Below are 15,605 nucleotides of genomic sequence, written 5' to 3' on the forward strand. Positions count from 1 at the left end.
AAAAAAATTATAAAAAAAAATAAGAGAAAATATGAAAAAAACAAAATTAGGAATAAATATAGATCACTTCGCAACAATAAGAAATAAAAGAAATACAAAATATCCAAATTTATTAAAAGCAGCATTAATTGCTGAAAAAAATGGTGCAAACAACATAACTATCCACTTAAGAAAAGATAAAAGACATATCAAAGATAAAGATTTAAAAATTTTAGAAAATAATACAAAAAGTAAAATAAATCTGAAAATTTCAATAAAAAAAAAAATGATAAATATTGCATATAAAATAAAACCATACTCATGTTATTTGGTACCAGAAAAAAGAGAAGAATTAACTACAGAAAACAGTTTAAATGTAAAAAAACAAGAAAAAAAAATATTTAAAATAATAAAAAAACTTAAAAAAAATAAAATAAAAGTAGCATTATTTATAGATCCCGATATTGAACAAATAAATGCATCTATAATAGCAAATACAAAAATAATAGAAATCAACACTGGTTCTTATTCAGATGAAAAAAACAAAATAACAAAAAAAAAAAAACTACAAAATATAATAAATGCAGCAAAATATGCAACTAATAAAGGATTAATAGTACATGCAGGTCATGAATTAAATTATAATAATGTAAAAAAAATAGCATCTATAAAAGAAATAAAAAAATTAAATATTGGACATGCAATTATTAATAAATTAATGTTTATAGGATTTAAAAAAGCAATACAAAAAATAAAAAAACTAATTAAATAAAAATCTAATAAATGACAATTATAGGAATAGGTATAGATATTGTTGAAATAATAAGAATAAAAAAAATAGTAAAAAAATCAGGAAATACTTTAGCAATAAAAATATTAAATAAAAATGAATTTCAACAATATTTAAAAAACAAAAAACCAATACATTTTTTAGCAAAAAGATTTGCCGCAAAAGAAGCTATAGTTAAATCATTTGGTATAGGAATGAGATGTGGGCTATCATTTAATCAATTAGAAATTTATAATAATAATTTAGGTAAACCTAAAATATTCCTCTCAAAAAAAATAAAAAAAATAACTAAAAATATAGGAATAAAAACATTTCATTTAACTATTTCTGACGAAAAAAAATATGCATGTGCAGTTGCAATTGCAGAAAACTAATTAATAAAATGAAAATATTTAAAATAAATTTAAAAAACAAAAAATAAACAAAAATAATAAATAAAATAGAAAATAAAATATATGTCAAAAAAAAAAAAATTATATAAAAACAAAAAATATCTCAAATCTATTCCAAAAATACCATTATCAAAGAAAGACATAAAATTTTTAATATCACCAAAAAAATTTCGTAAAACATTAATAAATAAAATAAAAAATGCAAAAGATAGAATATGTATAGTAACCTTATATTTAGAAAATGACGAAAGTGGATACAATATATTAAAAGAATTATATTCTATCAAAAAAAAGAAACCCAACATCAAAATAAACATTTTAGTTGATTGGTTTAGAGCCAGACGTAATCTCATAGGATCAAACAAAAAAATTACAAATATGGATTGGTATATAAAAATAGCAAAGAAAAATAAACACTTTATTCCTATACATGGAATACCAATAGCAAATAGAGAAACAATGGGGGTTTTACACCTAAAAGGAATTATAATAGATGATTATTTAATTTACAGCGGTGCTAACATGAATAACTTATATTTACAACAAAAAAAAAAATATAGACACGATAGATATCAAATTATAAAAAATAAATATTTAACAAATATAATGTATACATGGATTAATAAAAATCTTATTAATAAAAAAAATACAAATTGCATAAACAAAAAAGTAAAAAACAAAACAAAAAAAAAAATAAAAAACATAAATTATTCTTATAAAAACAAAGCAAAAAATAACGAATTATCAATAGCTCCTATAGTAGGTATAGGTAAAAAAAACCCAGTAAATCAAACTATAATTAACATAATATCATCAACTAAAAAAAAATTAATAATATGTACACCATATTTTAATCTACCAATATTTATTAAATATAAAATAAAATATTTACTAAAAAAAAATACAAAAATAGAAATAATTGTAAGTGATAAAAAAGCAAATGATTTTTATATAAATAAAAATAAAAAATTTAACATAATTGGAATACTACCATATTTATATGAAATTAACTTAAGAAATTTTATAAAATTTATGCAAAATTATATAAATAAAAAACTATTAACTATAAGAATATGGAAAAATAAAAATAATTCCTACCATGTAAAAGGAATTTGGTCAGATAACAAATGGATTTTTCTAACTGGAAATAATCTAAATCCCAGATCATGGAATCTAGATTTAGAAAATGCATTACTAATTCATGATCCTAAAAAAAAATTAAAAAAAAAAACTAATTTAGAACTAAATAATATAATAAACAACACAAAAATAATAAAAAACTATTCAGAGTTAAAAACAATATCAGAATATCCTAAAAATATCTGTAAATTAATAAGAAGAATAAGAAGAATACATATAGATAAAATAATAAACAAAATCATATAATAAAATATTCAAAATACTAATACTTAATATCAAGTTATTATAACAAAATATCTATTTAGATGTAAAATATTATAAAAAAATAAGGAAAATAACATGGGAAATATTAGCATAGGTCAATTACTTATTATTGCAATAATAGTAACAGTATTATTTGGTACAAATAAATTACGTAATTTAGGTGCAGATTTAGGGGAATCTATTAAGGGGTTTAAAAAAGCAATGAATGATAATGAAAAAAACAAAAAAAATAAATAAATAAATGAGGTAAAAATGATAGATTTAAATTTTGATAAAATATTATTAATATTAATTATTACATTAATAAGCACAAAACCTTCAAAACTACCAAAATTAATAAATCAAATAAAAAAAATTATTAAAAAAATAAAAGTAACAATATCAAATATTAAAAAAGAATTAATAAAAACAATTAAATATTAAAAATTATAACTCGTAATTTAAAAAAAAAAAATAAAATATGAGTAATAAAATTAAATTATCTATTATCAATCATTTAATAGAATTAAGAAGAAAAATAATTAATTGTATAATAATAATAATTACTACATTTATAATATTATCCTATTTTTCAAACTACATTTACCATATTATAGCTATTCCTCTAATCAAATTATTACCATATGGAACAAAAATGATAGCTATAAATATAGCATCACCATTATTTACACCAATAAAATTAACATTTATTATGTCAATATTAATAACCATGCCTTTTAATATATATCAAATATGGAAATTCATCGCACCAGCATTATATAAAAAAGAAAAAAAAATAATAAAACCACTAATATTTTTTAGTTTTGTATTATTTTATTCAGGCATAGTTTTCACATATTATGTAATAATGCCAATTTTATTTTTATTCTTAACAAAAACAGTACCAAATGAAATTTTAATAACAGCGGATATATCCAATTATCTAGATTTTATAATGAAATTGTTCATAACTTTTGGAATATCATTTGAAATACCCATTTTAATTTTACTATTATGTATAATAAAAGTTATTAATACAAATATTCTTAAAAATAATAGATCATACATATTAATTATAACGTTTATTATAAGTATGTTAATAACCCCACCAGATATATTGTCACAAATTATACTAGCATTACCTATGTATATATTATTTGAAATCGGTATACTTTTTTCAACAATATATGAAAATACTATACAAAAAATAAGATAAAATAAATAAAAAATATAATAAATCAAAATTAATATTTTATATAAAAAATAAAAGACATTAATAAATACAATAAAAAATAAAAATAAAAAAAAATATATATAATAAATTTAAAAAAAGAAAATAATAATTTTCAAAATATAAAATTAATTTTAAATAAATACATCTGAATCAATACCATTAACATTATAACCTCCATCAACATGAATAATTTCTCCAGTAATACCACTAGACAAATCAGAACACAAAAAAGCAGCAACATTACCAATTTCATCTATACTAATTAAACGCTTTAAAAAATTATAATTTTTGAAAACAATAAGCATCTTTTTAAAACCAGTAATTGCAGATGACGCCAAAGTTCTAATAGGACCAGCTGATATGGCATTAACACGTATATTATTTTTACCTAGAGAATAAGCCATATATTTTACATTTGCCTCCAATGAGGCTTTTGCTAAACCCATAACATTATAATTAGGAACTACATATTGAGAACCAAGATATGTCAAAGTTAATAAAGATGAACCCTCTTTTAAAATACCTCGAAAAATTTTAGCTAAATTAACAAAACTAAAAGAACTAATATTGTGAGATACTTCAAATCCTCTACGATTAATAACATCAAGATAATCTCCAGATAATTGATCTCTAGGAGCAAAAGCTATAGAATGAACAAAACCATCAAATCTATCCCATACAATAGATAAATCATCAAATAGTTTATTTAAACTACAATCATCTTGAACATCACAAAAAAAAACCTTATTTGAATTAAACTCTGAAGCACATTTTATAACTCTATTTTTCAATCTTTCATTTTGATATGTAAAAGCCAATTTTGCTCCATGAAAATGCATAGCTTTTGCAATACCATAAGCTATAGATAATTTGCTTGAAATACCAAAAATAAGAATTCTTTTATTTTTCAACATTTTCATATATATTCATCCTAAACAAAAAATAAAAAAATCAAAAAAATTCAATTTGACTAACAAAATCGTATAATATAAAATATCGTGATAAAATAATTCGCATGCAAATAAAACTATCCCCTGTAGTTCAGTTGGTAGAACGGCGGACTGTTAATCCGTATGTCACTGGTTCGAATCCAGTCGGGGGAGAAAAACAAAAAAACAATCAAAACTCATTAATCATAACAGCTAAATCTAATACTTTATTAGAATAACCCATTTCATTATCATACCAAGATATTAATTTCATAAAATTATTATTTAAAAAAATACCAGCATTAACATCAAATATAGAGGTTAATATATTACCATTAAAATCTGTAGAAACAACTTCATCTTCAGTATAACCCATAATATCTTTCAAATAACCATTTGAAGCTATTTTAACAACATCACATACATTTTGATAAGAAGTAGCTTTTTTAAATCTAACTGTCAAATCAACAACTGAAACATTAGCTGTTGGAACTCTAAAGGCCATACCTGTTAATTTACCATATAATTCAGGAATTACTTTACCTACAGCTATAGCTGCACCAGTGGATGAAGGAATAATATTTTGTAATGCACCTCTACCACCTCTCCAATCCCTGTTAGAAGGTGAATCAACTGTTTTTTGAGTAGAAGTCACAGAATGTACAGTTGTCATCAAACCCTCAATAATAGTAAAATTATCATTAATAACTTTAGCTAATGGAGCAAGACAATTAGTTGTACACGAAGCATTAGAAACTATATTTTGACCTGAATACTTATCAAAATTTACACCTCTAACAAACATTGGAATATTATCTTTAGCCGGGGCTGTTATAACCACTTTTTTAGCACCAGATAAAATATGTTTATAAGCATCTTTATAACTTAAAAAAACACCTGTTGATTCAATAACAACATCAATATCAAACATATTCCAATTTATCTTACAAGGATCTCTTTCAGAGGTAATAAATACCTTATTATTATTCACATTAATAAAATTACTATCATAAGTAATATTACCTTGAAAATAACCATGAGTTGAATCATATTTTAATAAATAAACCATATATTCAATACTCAATAAATCATTAATAGCTACAACTTTAATATCTGATCTTTTCTGAGATTCTCTAAAAACAACACGACCAATCCTACCAAAACCATTAATACCTATTTTTACTGTCATATTTAACCACCAAAAATATTTAAATAAAAGAAAAAAATCTAAATATTATCTAAAATAAATTATTTAATAAATATAATATAAATATACCATATTAATAAATTAATTATTAAAAGTATTATTTATTCAAATCTAATCAGAAAAATTAGATTTACCAACTATATTAGCAGGTACACCAGCCGCTGTAGAATTAGGAGGTATAGATTTTAAAACAACAGAACCAGCACCAATTTTAGATTCTTTACCTATTTCTATATTACCTAATATTTTTGCACCAGCCCCTATATAAACACCTTCACGTACTTTGGGATGACGATTACCAACATTATCCTTACCAGTACCACCCAAAGTAACAGACTGTAAAATAGAAACATTATTTTCTATCACAGTAGTTTCACCAACAACTATACCAGTAGCATGATCAAACATAACACCATAACCAATACAAGCGGCTGGATGTATATCTACAGCATACAAAGAAGAAATTTTATTCTGCAAATATAAAGCTAAAGAATATCTGTGTTTATCCCATAACCAATGAGTTATACGATAAGACTGTAAAGCATGATAACCCTTAAAATATAAAAACGGAGTAGAATACTTATCCACTATAGGATCTTTATAATATATAGCCTTTATATCATATAACGCAAAATCAACAATAAAAGGACTATCTATATAAATTTCCTTTATTAAAGTATAAATAGTAGAAAATGATATAAAACAATCAGCAAATTTATTAGATAATAAATAGTTTAAAGCATCAGCAAAATCTTTACGTTTTAGTAAATTTTTATTATAAAAATCTAACAAAATAGGTTCAGTTTTACAAAGAAATTTAATTTCTTTTTTAATTGTATTCCACAAAATATCAACCTGATCATAAAACATATATTATACACCTAAAAAAATAATTAGACAAAACACAAAAAAATTATTTATTTATTAAAGGTAAATTTTCATTTTTCCAAGCTGATATACCACCATCAAGTATATAAATATTTAAAAACCCATTTTTCTTAAACCTTTTAGCTAAACTAAAAGATAAACTACCAGTATTACAGACTAATATTATTGGTTTAGATCGATGTTTTCTTAAAATATTAAAATTATTATCATTTAAATCATTGATATCAATATAAATAGATTTAGGAAAATGTTCTAATACATATTCATCAAATGATCTAACATCAAAAATTACAGCATCATGTTTATTTAATAAATATACAACTTTATTACAATTTACAAATGATATTTTATTAAATAAATTAATAAAAAAAACTATTAAAATATAAAATAAAATCAATAACCATACTAATACAAATAAAAAATGGTGATTTATAAAATTAATAAAATCTTTCATAAAATTAAAATAAAATAATTTATATTAAAAATATAATATAAGATATAAAAAAATAATAATCTATTTAAAATAAATCTAATTTTAAATAAAAAAAATAAAAAATAAATAACTTTAAAATTAAAAGATATTCAATTAAATTATAAATAAAATAAAATTATTTATTAACAATTAAATTTACATAAACAAAAATGTTAATAAAACAAATTTAATGAACATTAATTAAATAATCAATATGAAAAAAATATATAGAAAAGCAATATACCCAGGAACATTTGACCCAATAACACTTGGACATATAAACATAATTAAAAGATCAATAAAAATATTTGATAAAATAATAATAGCTATAGCAAAAAATCAAAATAAAAATACACTATTTAATTTACAAGAACGAATTAAATTAACAAAAAAAGCAACAAACAAAATAAAAAATCTAAAAATTATAGGATTCAATAACTTAATTATAGATTGCGTAAAAAAATACAAAACAAATATATTAATAAGAGGTTTACGAAATATAAATGATTTTATTAAAGAACAACAAATGGCATATATAAATAAAAACCTATCACCAAAATTAGAAAATATATTTTTAATGTCATCAAAAAAATTTAATTATATCTCATCTTCACTAATAAAAGAAATAATAAAACTAAAAGGAGATATGAAAAACTTTATACCAAAAATAATATATAAAGATATTATAAATAAGTTAAATAATAAATTAAAAAATTAATTTTGACAAAATTTGCAAAAAAAACTAGATCTCTGATTTTGTCTAATATAAATCAACAAATTATTACATTTTTTACACAATTTATTTCTTCTACCATACACTTTCAAATACTTAGCAAATTCTCCTGGTTTACCATCTATTTGTTTAAAATTCTTTATTGTAGTACCATTATATTTAATAGCAATTAATAATATTTTTTTAATAGAATTAACAAGAGTTACACACTCATCAAAATTTATATCCATAGATAACCTAGTAGGCATAATACCAGACTTAAATAAAGATTCATTAGCATATATATTACCTATACCAACAACAAATCTACTATTCATTAAAAAACTTTTAATAGACAATTTTTTTAATCTAGTTAAATTATATAAATAATTACAATTAAAATTTTTACTTAATGGTTCAGGCCCTAATTTATTTAAAAAAAAATCTTTATCTTCTTTATTAAACCATAACCAAAATCCAAATTTTCTACAATCAGAATAACGAATAATTATCCCACTATCAATAATTAAATCTAAACAATCATGTTTACCAAAATTTGATTTATTAAATAATAAACGAAATGAACCAGTCATCCCTAAATGAATAATAATATAACCACTATATAATTTTAGTATTATATATTTTCCACGTCTATATACATTAAAAACTCGAACATTAAATAATTGTTTTATTTCAAATGGTACACGCCACCGTAAATTATCATTTTTTATAACAGTATATAAAATTATTCTATTTAATAAAATATTTCTTATATAAGATACAATATTCTCTACTTCAGGCAATTCAGGCATAATAAAATATCAAACATAAATAAATTATTTTATTTTATCTTCAACATATAATACATGTTTACGAATAACTGGATCATACTTCATTAACTTTAACTTAATTAATTTCATACGCTTACTTTTAGTAGAAATATAATAATGACCAGTACCAGCTGATGATAAAAGTTTTATTTTCTCACTCATCTAAATTCCTAAACAAAATATAAACTAATATTTTATATCACGAATATTATATTTAGTAAATGCTAAATCAATACCTAATTTATTAATAATACGCATACCTCTGATTGACACACGTAATTTAATAAAACAATTTTTATTTTCAGACCAAAATTTACAAAAATGAAGATTAGGATAAAATCGTCTTTTAATTGCATTCATAGCATGAGAACGATGATTACCTACAACAGGTTTTTTACCAGTAATACAACATAATCTAGACATAATAACCCCATGAATTTAATACTTTTTTAAAAAAAATAATAAGAAAAAATAAAATTTTTGATGATATAATTATATTAATAAATATAATTTATTAAAATAATAATATACATTAAATATATTAAAATTAATAAACTTAAATAAATAATTTAAACTATAATTATAAAAAATTAAAAATAAAATGAAAGAATCATCTAAAAAAAAAATAATTAAATTATTAATAAAAAAAAAAATATTTAAATTTAAAAATTTTACATTAAAATCAGGTAGAATAAGTCCTTATTTTTTCAATTCAGGTATATTAAATACTGGTAACGATTTGATACACATAGGTGATTTATACGCAAAAGCAATAAAAAAAACCAATGTATCTTTCGATGTACTATTTGGAACAGCATATAAAGGAATACCAATTGTAATAGCAACAGCTATTGCATTAGCTAAAAATTATAATATAAATAAGCCATATTGTTTTAATCGCAAAGAAATAAAAAAATACGGTGAACAAGGTACACTAATAGGATGTAAATTAAAAGGAAAAGTAATTATAATTGATGATGTAATAACTATTGGTACAGCAATAGAAGAATCAATAAATATTTTGTCACAATACAAAACTATATTAACTGGAATATTTGTTTTTTTTGATCGTCAAGAAAATAAATGTAAGAACATGTCCGCTGTTCAAAAAATAGAAAAACAATATTCTTGCAAAATAAATAAAATAATAACTTTAAATAATTTAATAAAATATTTGAAAACTAAACCTCAAATGAAAAATGAATTAAATAAAATTTGTTCTTATCAAAAAAAATATGGACTAAACAAACAAAATTTTAAAATCAAATAAAATATTAAAAAAAACCAGAATGACCAAAGTTACCATCACCTCTAGAAGTTGCAGAATTAAATGATTGAACCAAATTTAATTTAACTTGATTAATAGAAAAAAAAACAATTTGAGCTACACGATCACCAGGATTAATAACAAATTCTTTTTCACTTCTATTTAATATAGACATAAATAATTCACCCTGATAATCAGAATCTATTACACCAACAGAATTACCCAAAATAATACCATATTTATGTCCTAAACCTGATCTAGGCATAATTAAACCAACTATAGAAGAATCATTTATATGAATAGCAAGACCAGCAGATATTAACTTTGACATACCAGGAAATAATCTCATCGAACTAACAACACATGCTCTTAAATCCAAACCAGCTGACCCTAAAGTAATATGTTCAGGTAATGGAAATAAATGACCAATTCTTTTATCAATAATTTTTATATCTATAATTTTCAAAATAACACCTATTAAGTATATTTATAAAATGACAAAAAACATTAAAAAAAATAAAATATAATAACCAAATAATATTATAATTGATATATAAATTAAATAATATAAAATATAAAAGAAAAGATACCCGGTGAAGTGTCTGAGAGGTTGAAAGTACATGCTTGGAAAGCATGAATACGTTAAATAGCGTATCGAGGGTTCGAATCCCTCCTTCACCGCAAAAAAAATAATAATTAAATTATATATGTAAAATTAATAAATATTATTATTTAATATTAAAATATAATATTATTTAATTGCATTTTTTAAGGTTTTTCCTGATACAAATGACGGAACTTTAGAAGCTGATATATAAATTTCCTCACCAGTTTGAGGATTTCTTCCTGGACGTGCAGAACGATAATTTACTTTAAAAGTTCCAAAACCAACTAATTGTACTATATCTCCTTTTCGTAAGGAACTTGTTATAGTTTCTAATACACTATTCAATGTTGATTTTACTTGAATTTTAGATAAATTAGTTTGATTTGCAACTGCATCAATTAATTGAGTTTTATTCATATAATATCCTTAACACATATAATATTTTATAATAAAATTATTAATTAAAATAATAAAACAATCACTTCTCATAAAAATTATTTAAATAAATTTAATTAAATAATTTTATAAAAAAATGACTTTTATAAAAAATCGATAAATTTTAAAAAAATAATAAAGAATAATCTGATTTTATTATACAAGTTAAAAAAACATATTACAATATAATTTATAAAATAAATATTTTAAATATTAAATATCTGCATTCAACAATTCTGTTAAATTAGCTGATGCCTCTTCAACAGTTATATTTTGTTGTATATTATTATATTTAAGCAATTTAGCACGCTTACGTACACGGTCAACATGATATGAATAACCACTACCTGCTGGAATTAAACGACCCACAATAACATTCTCTTTTAATCCACGCAATTTATCATGTTTACCAGCCACTGCTGATTCTGTTAAAACTCTGGTAGTTTCTTGAAAAGAAGCTGCAGAAATAAAAGATTCAGTTGATAAAGAAGCCTTAGTAATACCCAATAAATCTCTCATAAAAATTATGAGCTTTTTACCCTTAAATTTTAATTTAAGATTTTCAATCTTAATAAGTGAATATTCTAATTGTTCACCACTCAAAAATTTTGAATCACCTGGATCTAATATGGTGGCTTTACGTAACATCTGACGAACAATTATTTCTATATGTTTATCGTTTATTTTAACTCCTTGTAAACGATAAACATCTTGAACCTCATTTACTATATAATCTGTAACTGCATTAACACCTCTTAATCTTAAAATATCTTGAGAAGACTCAGGACCATCAGAAATAATATCTCCCTTATTAACATTTTCACCCTCTAAAACATTTAATTGACGCCATTTAGGAATCATTTCTTCATATATTTTACCATCATTATTATTTGGAGTAATTAATAATCTACGTTTACCTTTAGTTTCTTTACCAAAAGATATAATACCACTAACTTCAGCTAAAATAGCAGATTCTTTAGGCCTTCTAGCTTCAAATAAATCAGCAACACGAGGTAAACCACCGGTAATATCCTTAGTACCTCCAGATTCTTGAGGTACACGTGCTAAAATATCTCCAGCATGAACATAAACACCATCACTTAATTGTAAAATAGCTCTATTAGGTAAAAAATATTGAACAGGTGTATCTAATCCTGAAATAAATATATCACCACCAACATCATCAACTATTTTTAAAGAAGGACGTAAATATTTACCACCTAAAATACATTCAGTAGAATCCATAATAACAACAGAAGATAATCCAGTTAATTCATCAACCTGCCTTGTAATTGTTTGACCATCAATAATATCAATAAACTTTAAATAACCATTAATTTCAGATATAATAGGCATAGTATGTGGATCCCAATTAGCAATAATTTCACCAGAATTTGCATATTCATCATCACCTTTAACTATGACAGCACCATACGGGACTTTATAACTTTCCTTAATACGTCCAAATTTATCTATCATTTTTAATTCTACATTTCTAGAAATAATAACTAACATATTATCAGAATTTAATACTGTTTTTGCATTAATTAATTTGATTTTACCATTATTCTTGACTTGTATATTGGAAGATAAAGCCGCTCTTGAAGCAGCACCACCAATATGAAAAGTACGCATAGTTAATTGAGTTCCAGGTTCACCTATAGATTGAGCAGCAATAACACCAATTGCCTCTCCTTTATTAATAATATGTCCTCTAGCTAAATCACGACCATAACAATAAGAACAAACACCAAAATTAGTTTCACATGAAACAACAGAACGTACTTTTATGACATCAATTGAATGATTTTCTAAAATGTCACACCAATACTCATCTAACAAAATATTACGTTTAACTAATACCTTTGACATATCATGATACAATAAATCTTCAGCAACAACTCTACCTAAAACTCTTTCTCGTAAAGATTCTTTAATATCACCACCTTCAATCAATGGAGTCATAAAAATACCATCAAGAGTACCACAATCTAATTCAGTAACTACTAAATCCTGTGCTACATCTACTAAACGTCTAGTTAAATAACCAGAATTAGCTGTCTTTAAGGCTGTATCTGCAAGTCCTTTTCTAGCCCCATGTGTAGATATAAAATATTGTAATACATTTAATCCTTCACGAAAATTCGCTGTAATAGGAGTTTCTATAATAGATCCATCAGGTTTAGCCATTAAACCACGCATACCTGCCAATTGTCTAATTTGAGCGGTTGAACCTCTAGCTCCAGAATCTGCCATCATAAATATACTATTAAAAGAAGATTGCTTTACCCTTTTATTATTAATATTTAAAATAAATTCAACAGATAAATTTTTCATCATAGCTTGAGAAACTCGTTCATTAGCTGATACCCAAATATCTATAACTTTATTATATCTTTCACTGGATGTAACTAAACCTGATTGAAATTGTTCCTGAATCTCTGCAACTTCTAACTCAGCTTTAGAAATAATGGCGGCTTTTTCAATAGGAATTACAATATTATTGATACCCACGGATACACCAGATTTAGCAGCATAAGAAAAACCAGTATACATAATTTGATCAGCAAAAATAACAGTATATTTTAAACCTAATATTCTATAACAAATATTCAACATTTCAGATATAGATTTTTTGACTAAAGTAAGATTAACTATAGAGTAAGATAAACCTTTAGGTACAATTATCCATAAAATGGCACGACCAACTGTCGTATCTACTATTTTTTTTTTTTCAATCCATACACCATTTGAATCTTTTTCATATTCAGTAATACGAACTTTAATAAAGGCATGTAATTCAATAATTCCCATAAAATAAAAACGCTCAACTTCTTTAGGATCTTTAAAATACATACCTTCACCACGAACATTTACTTTACTTTTTGTCATATAATATAAACCTAAAACAACATCCTGAGATGGAACAATTATAGGTTCACCATTAGCAGGAGATAAAATATTATTAGTAGACATCATTAAAGCTCTAGCTTCTAATTGTGCTTCTAAGGTCAAAGGAACATGTACAGCCATTTGATCACCATCAAAATCAGCATTGTATGCAGCACAAACCAATGGATGTAATTGAATTGCTTTTCCTTCAATTAAAATTGGTTCAAATGCTTGTATACCTAAACGATGTAAAGTTGGCGCACGATTTAATAATACAGGATGTTCTTTTATTACTTCATCCAAAATATCCCATACTACAGATTCTTCACGTTCAACCATTTTTTTTGCAGATTTTATAGTTGTTGCAAATCCATTTAATTCTAATTTACCATATATAAATGGCTTAAATAATTCTAATGCCATTTTTTTAGGCAAACCACATTGATTCAAACGAAGATATGGACCCACAGTTATAACAGATCTACCGGAATAATCAACACGTTTTCCCAATAAATTTTGACGAAATCTACCCTGCTTACCTTTTATCATATCAGCTAAAGATTTTAGTGGTCTCTTATTAGAACCAGTAATAGCTCTACCTCTACGACCATTGTCTAATAAAGCATCAACCGCTTCTTGGAGCATACGTTTTTCATTACGAACAATAATATCAGGAGCAAATAAATCTAAAAGTCTTTTTAATCTGTTATTACGATTAATAACTCTTCTATATAAATCATTAAGATCAGATGTAGCAAATCGACCACCATCCAATGGTACTAGAGGTCTTAAATCGGGTGGTAAAATCGGAAGTACAGTAAATATCATCCATTCAGGTTTATTACCAGATGATATAAATGATTCTAATAATTTAATACGTTTAGTAATTTTTTTACGTTTAGTATCAGAACTAATTTCATCTAATATAGCACGCAAATTAATACATTCTTGCTTAATATCTATTAATTTTAATAAATTTTGTATTGCTTCAGCTCCTATTTGTGCATTAAAATTATCATCATACTCTTCTAAATAATTTAAATATTGTTCCTCAGATAAAATTTGATATCTTTTTAAAGAAGTTTCACCAGGTTCAACAACAACATAAGATTCAAAATATAAAACACGTTCAATATCCTTTAAAGGCATATCTAATAATAAACCGATACGAGAAGGCAAAGATTTTAAGAACCAAATATGAGCTATAGGAGCAGCTAATTCAATATGACCCATACGATCACGACGTACTTTGCTTTGAGTAACCTCAACCCCGCATTTTTCACAAACTACTCCACGATGTTTTAACCTTTTATATTTTCCACACAAACATTCATAATCTTTTATAGGACCAAAAATTCTAGCACAAAATAAACCATCTCTTTCAGGTTTAAAAGTACGATAATTTATAGTTTCTGGTTTTTTAACTTCACCATATGACCAAGAACGAATTATATCCGGAGAAGCTAATGATATCTTAATTGAATTAAATTCTTCTATTTTACTTTGCGATTTAAAAAAATTAATTAAATTTTTCACTAAAAACCCTAAAATATAAGATAAAATTTTTAAAAAAATAAACAAATCATTC

16 protein-coding genes, 2 tRNA genes and 2 pseudogenes are annotated in these 15,605 nt (G+C 23.4%); 10 read left to right on the forward strand and 10 right to left on the reverse strand.

Going from position 1 to position 15,605, the window contains the following annotated elements:
* Window positions 1–31 precede the first annotated feature (31 nt).
* The 6 genes and pseudogenes from ONB71_RS01755 (at window position 32) to tatC (ending at window position 3,760) form a co-directional block, all read left to right on the forward strand.
* Window positions 32–751, forward strand: coding sequence for a pyridoxine 5'-phosphate synthase (locus ONB71_RS01755; RefSeq protein WP_274360443.1), 720 nt, complete (start codon window positions 32–34; stop codon window positions 749–751).
* An 11-nt stretch (window positions 752–762) separates the two neighbouring features.
* Window positions 763–1,143, forward strand: coding sequence for a holo-ACP synthase (gene acpS / locus ONB71_RS01760; protein WP_274360444.1), 381 nt, complete (start codon window positions 763–765; stop codon window positions 1,141–1,143).
* A gap of 81 nt (window positions 1,144–1,224) precedes the next feature.
* Window positions 1,225–2,547: a CDP-diacylglycerol--serine O-phosphatidyltransferase gene (gene pssA, locus ONB71_RS01765; RefSeq protein WP_274360445.1), complete on the forward strand. Its 1,323-nt coding sequence runs from the start codon at window positions 1,225–1,227 to the stop codon at window positions 2,545–2,547.
* Window positions 2,548–2,640: 93 nt separating this feature from the next.
* Window positions 2,641–2,796 (forward strand): annotated as a pseudogene (gene tatA / locus ONB71_RS01770) (twin-arginine translocase TatA/TatE family subunit); the annotation flags it as partial.
* Between the two features lie 21 nt (window positions 2,797–2,817).
* Window positions 2,818–2,988 (forward strand): hypothetical protein, encoded by a 171-nt coding sequence (locus ONB71_RS01775; RefSeq protein ID WP_274360446.1) that lies wholly within the window; start codon window positions 2,818–2,820, stop codon window positions 2,986–2,988.
* Between the two features lie 37 nt (window positions 2,989–3,025).
* The gene (gene tatC / locus ONB71_RS01780) at window positions 3,026–3,760 is read left to right on the forward strand and encodes a twin-arginine translocase subunit TatC (RefSeq protein ID WP_274360447.1); all 735 of its coding nucleotides are present in this window, start codon (window positions 3,026–3,028) and stop codon (window positions 3,758–3,760) included.
* A 149-nt stretch (window positions 3,761–3,909) separates the two neighbouring features.
* Here the strand turns inward: tatC and ONB71_RS01785 are convergent, their stop codons facing one another.
* Window positions 3,910–4,698 (reverse strand): enoyl-ACP reductase FabI, encoded by a 789-nt coding sequence (locus ONB71_RS01785; protein WP_274360448.1) that lies wholly within the window; start codon window positions 4,696–4,698, stop codon window positions 3,910–3,912.
* 110 nt (window positions 4,699–4,808) lie between these two features.
* On the opposite strand from ONB71_RS01785, the gene ONB71_RS01790 reads away from it, so the two are divergent.
* Window positions 4,809–4,881: transfer RNA gene (locus tag ONB71_RS01790), tRNA-Asn, on the forward strand.
* Between the two features lie 16 nt (window positions 4,882–4,897).
* Here the strand turns inward: ONB71_RS01790 and gap are convergent.
* The 3 genes and pseudogenes from gap to ONB71_RS01805 all read right to left on the reverse strand — a co-directional run bounded on the left by gap (window position 4,898) and on the right by ONB71_RS01805 (window position 7,256).
* The gene (gene gap, locus ONB71_RS01795; RefSeq protein WP_274360449.1) at window positions 4,898–5,896 is read right to left on the reverse strand and encodes a type I glyceraldehyde-3-phosphate dehydrogenase; all 999 of its coding nucleotides are present in this window, start codon (window positions 5,894–5,896) and stop codon (window positions 4,898–4,900) included.
* A gap of 147 nt (window positions 5,897–6,043) precedes the next feature.
* Window positions 6,044–6,784 (reverse strand): annotated as a pseudogene (cysE, locus tag ONB71_RS01800) (serine O-acetyltransferase); the annotation flags it as partial.
* 43 nt (window positions 6,785–6,827) lie between these two features.
* A complete protein-coding gene (locus ONB71_RS01805; RefSeq protein WP_274360451.1) occupies window positions 6,828–7,256 on the reverse strand; it encodes a rhodanese-like domain-containing protein in 429 nt (142 codons plus the stop codon).
* Between the two features lie 241 nt (window positions 7,257–7,497).
* Between ONB71_RS01805 and coaD the strand changes: the two genes are divergently transcribed.
* The gene (gene coaD / locus ONB71_RS01810) at window positions 7,498–7,992 is read left to right on the forward strand and encodes a pantetheine-phosphate adenylyltransferase (RefSeq protein ID WP_274360776.1); all 495 of its coding nucleotides are present in this window, start codon (window positions 7,498–7,500) and stop codon (window positions 7,990–7,992) included.
* On the opposite strand, the gene mutM is transcribed toward coaD, so the two are convergent.
* From mutM to rpmB, 3 genes are read right to left on the reverse strand one after another with little or no spacing between them, the layout of a single operon-like run.
* Window positions 7,989–8,798 carry a bifunctional DNA-formamidopyrimidine glycosylase/DNA-(apurinic or apyrimidinic site) lyase gene (gene mutM / locus ONB71_RS01815; protein WP_274360452.1) on the reverse strand — a complete coding sequence of 270 codons (810 nt, stop codon included), beginning with the start codon at window positions 8,796–8,798 and terminating at the stop codon, window positions 7,989–7,991. The two genes, coaD and mutM, sit on opposite strands and share 4 nt — an antisense overlap.
* A gap of 24 nt (window positions 8,799–8,822) precedes the next feature.
* Window positions 8,823–8,978 (reverse strand): 50S ribosomal protein L33, encoded by a 156-nt coding sequence (rpmG, locus tag ONB71_RS01820; RefSeq protein ID WP_274360453.1) that lies wholly within the window; start codon window positions 8,976–8,978, stop codon window positions 8,823–8,825.
* A gap of 24 nt (window positions 8,979–9,002) precedes the next feature.
* Entirely contained in the window at window positions 9,003–9,239 is a 237-nt protein-coding gene (rpmB, locus tag ONB71_RS01825; protein WP_274360454.1) for a 50S ribosomal protein L28, read from the reverse strand.
* Between the two features lie 178 nt (window positions 9,240–9,417).
* On the opposite strand from rpmB, the gene pyrE reads away from it, so the two are divergent.
* Window positions 9,418–10,086, forward strand: coding sequence for an orotate phosphoribosyltransferase (gene pyrE, locus ONB71_RS01830; RefSeq protein WP_274360455.1), 669 nt, complete (start codon window positions 9,418–9,420; stop codon window positions 10,084–10,086).
* 4 nt (window positions 10,087–10,090) lie between these two features.
* On the opposite strand, the gene dut is transcribed toward pyrE, so the two are convergent.
* The gene (dut, locus tag ONB71_RS01835) at window positions 10,091–10,552 is read right to left on the reverse strand and encodes a dUTP diphosphatase (protein ID WP_274360777.1); all 462 of its coding nucleotides are present in this window, start codon (window positions 10,550–10,552) and stop codon (window positions 10,091–10,093) included.
* Between the two features lie 123 nt (window positions 10,553–10,675).
* On the opposite strand from dut, the gene ONB71_RS01840 reads away from it, so the two are divergent.
* Window positions 10,676–10,764: transfer RNA gene (locus ONB71_RS01840), tRNA-Ser, on the forward strand.
* Between the two features lie 70 nt (window positions 10,765–10,834).
* Here ONB71_RS01840 and ONB71_RS01845 read toward each other — a convergent pair.
* Together ONB71_RS01845 and rpoC are read right to left on the reverse strand one after the other, a co-directional pair.
* Window positions 10,835–11,107 (reverse strand): HU family DNA-binding protein, encoded by a 273-nt coding sequence (locus ONB71_RS01845; RefSeq protein WP_274360456.1) that lies wholly within the window; start codon window positions 11,105–11,107, stop codon window positions 10,835–10,837.
* Window positions 11,108–11,338: 231 nt separating this feature from the next.
* Complete coding sequence (gene rpoC, locus ONB71_RS01850) at window positions 11,339–15,553, reverse strand: DNA-directed RNA polymerase subunit beta' (protein ID WP_274360457.1); 4,215 nt, start codon at window positions 15,551–15,553, stop codon at window positions 11,339–11,341.
* Window positions 15,554–15,605 lie beyond the last annotated feature (52 nt).

This window comes from Candidatus Purcelliella pentastirinorum, from assembly GCF_028748785.1.
GTDB lineage: Bacteria > Pseudomonadota > Gammaproteobacteria > Enterobacterales > Enterobacteriaceae > Purcelliella > Purcelliella pentastirinorum_A.

Bases quoted from the DNA above. Each gene is read 5' to 3' on its own strand.
- ONB71_RS01755 (WP_274360443.1), top strand. From the start codon at position 32: ATGAAAAAAACAAAATTAGGAATAAATATAGATCACTTCGCAACAATA.
- acpS (WP_274360444.1), top strand. From the start codon at position 763: ATGACAATTATAGGAATAGGTATAGATATTGTTGAAATAATAAGAATA.
- pssA (WP_274360445.1), top strand. From the start codon at position 1,225: ATGTCAAAAAAAAAAAAATTATATAAAAACAAAAAATATCTCAAATCT.
- ONB71_RS01775 (WP_274360446.1), top strand. From the start codon at position 2,818: ATGATAGATTTAAATTTTGATAAAATATTATTAATATTAATTATTACA.
- tatC (WP_274360447.1), top strand. From the start codon at position 3,026: ATGAGTAATAAAATTAAATTATCTATTATCAATCATTTAATAGAATTA.
- ONB71_RS01785 (WP_274360448.1), bottom strand. From the start codon at position 4,698: ATGAAAATGTTGAAAAATAAAAGAATTCTTATTTTTGGTATTTCAAGC.
- gap (WP_274360449.1), bottom strand. From the start codon at position 5,896: ATGACAGTAAAAATAGGTATTAATGGTTTTGGTAGGATTGGTCGTGTT.
- ONB71_RS01805 (WP_274360451.1), bottom strand. From the start codon at position 7,256: ATGAAAGATTTTATTAATTTTATAAATCACCATTTTTTATTTGTATTA.
- mutM (WP_274360452.1), bottom strand. From the start codon at position 8,798: ATGCCTGAATTGCCTGAAGTAGAGAATATTGTATCTTATATAAGAAAT.
- rpmG (WP_274360453.1), bottom strand. From the start codon at position 8,978: ATGAGTGAGAAAATAAAACTTTTATCATCAGCTGGTACTGGTCATTAT.
- rpmB (WP_274360454.1), bottom strand. From the start codon at position 9,239: ATGTCTAGATTATGTTGTATTACTGGTAAAAAACCTGTTGTAGGTAAT.
- pyrE (WP_274360455.1), top strand. From the start codon at position 9,418: ATGAAAGAATCATCTAAAAAAAAAATAATTAAATTATTAATAAAAAAA.
- ONB71_RS01845 (WP_274360456.1), bottom strand. From the start codon at position 11,107: ATGAATAAAACTCAATTAATTGATGCAGTTGCAAATCAAACTAATTTA.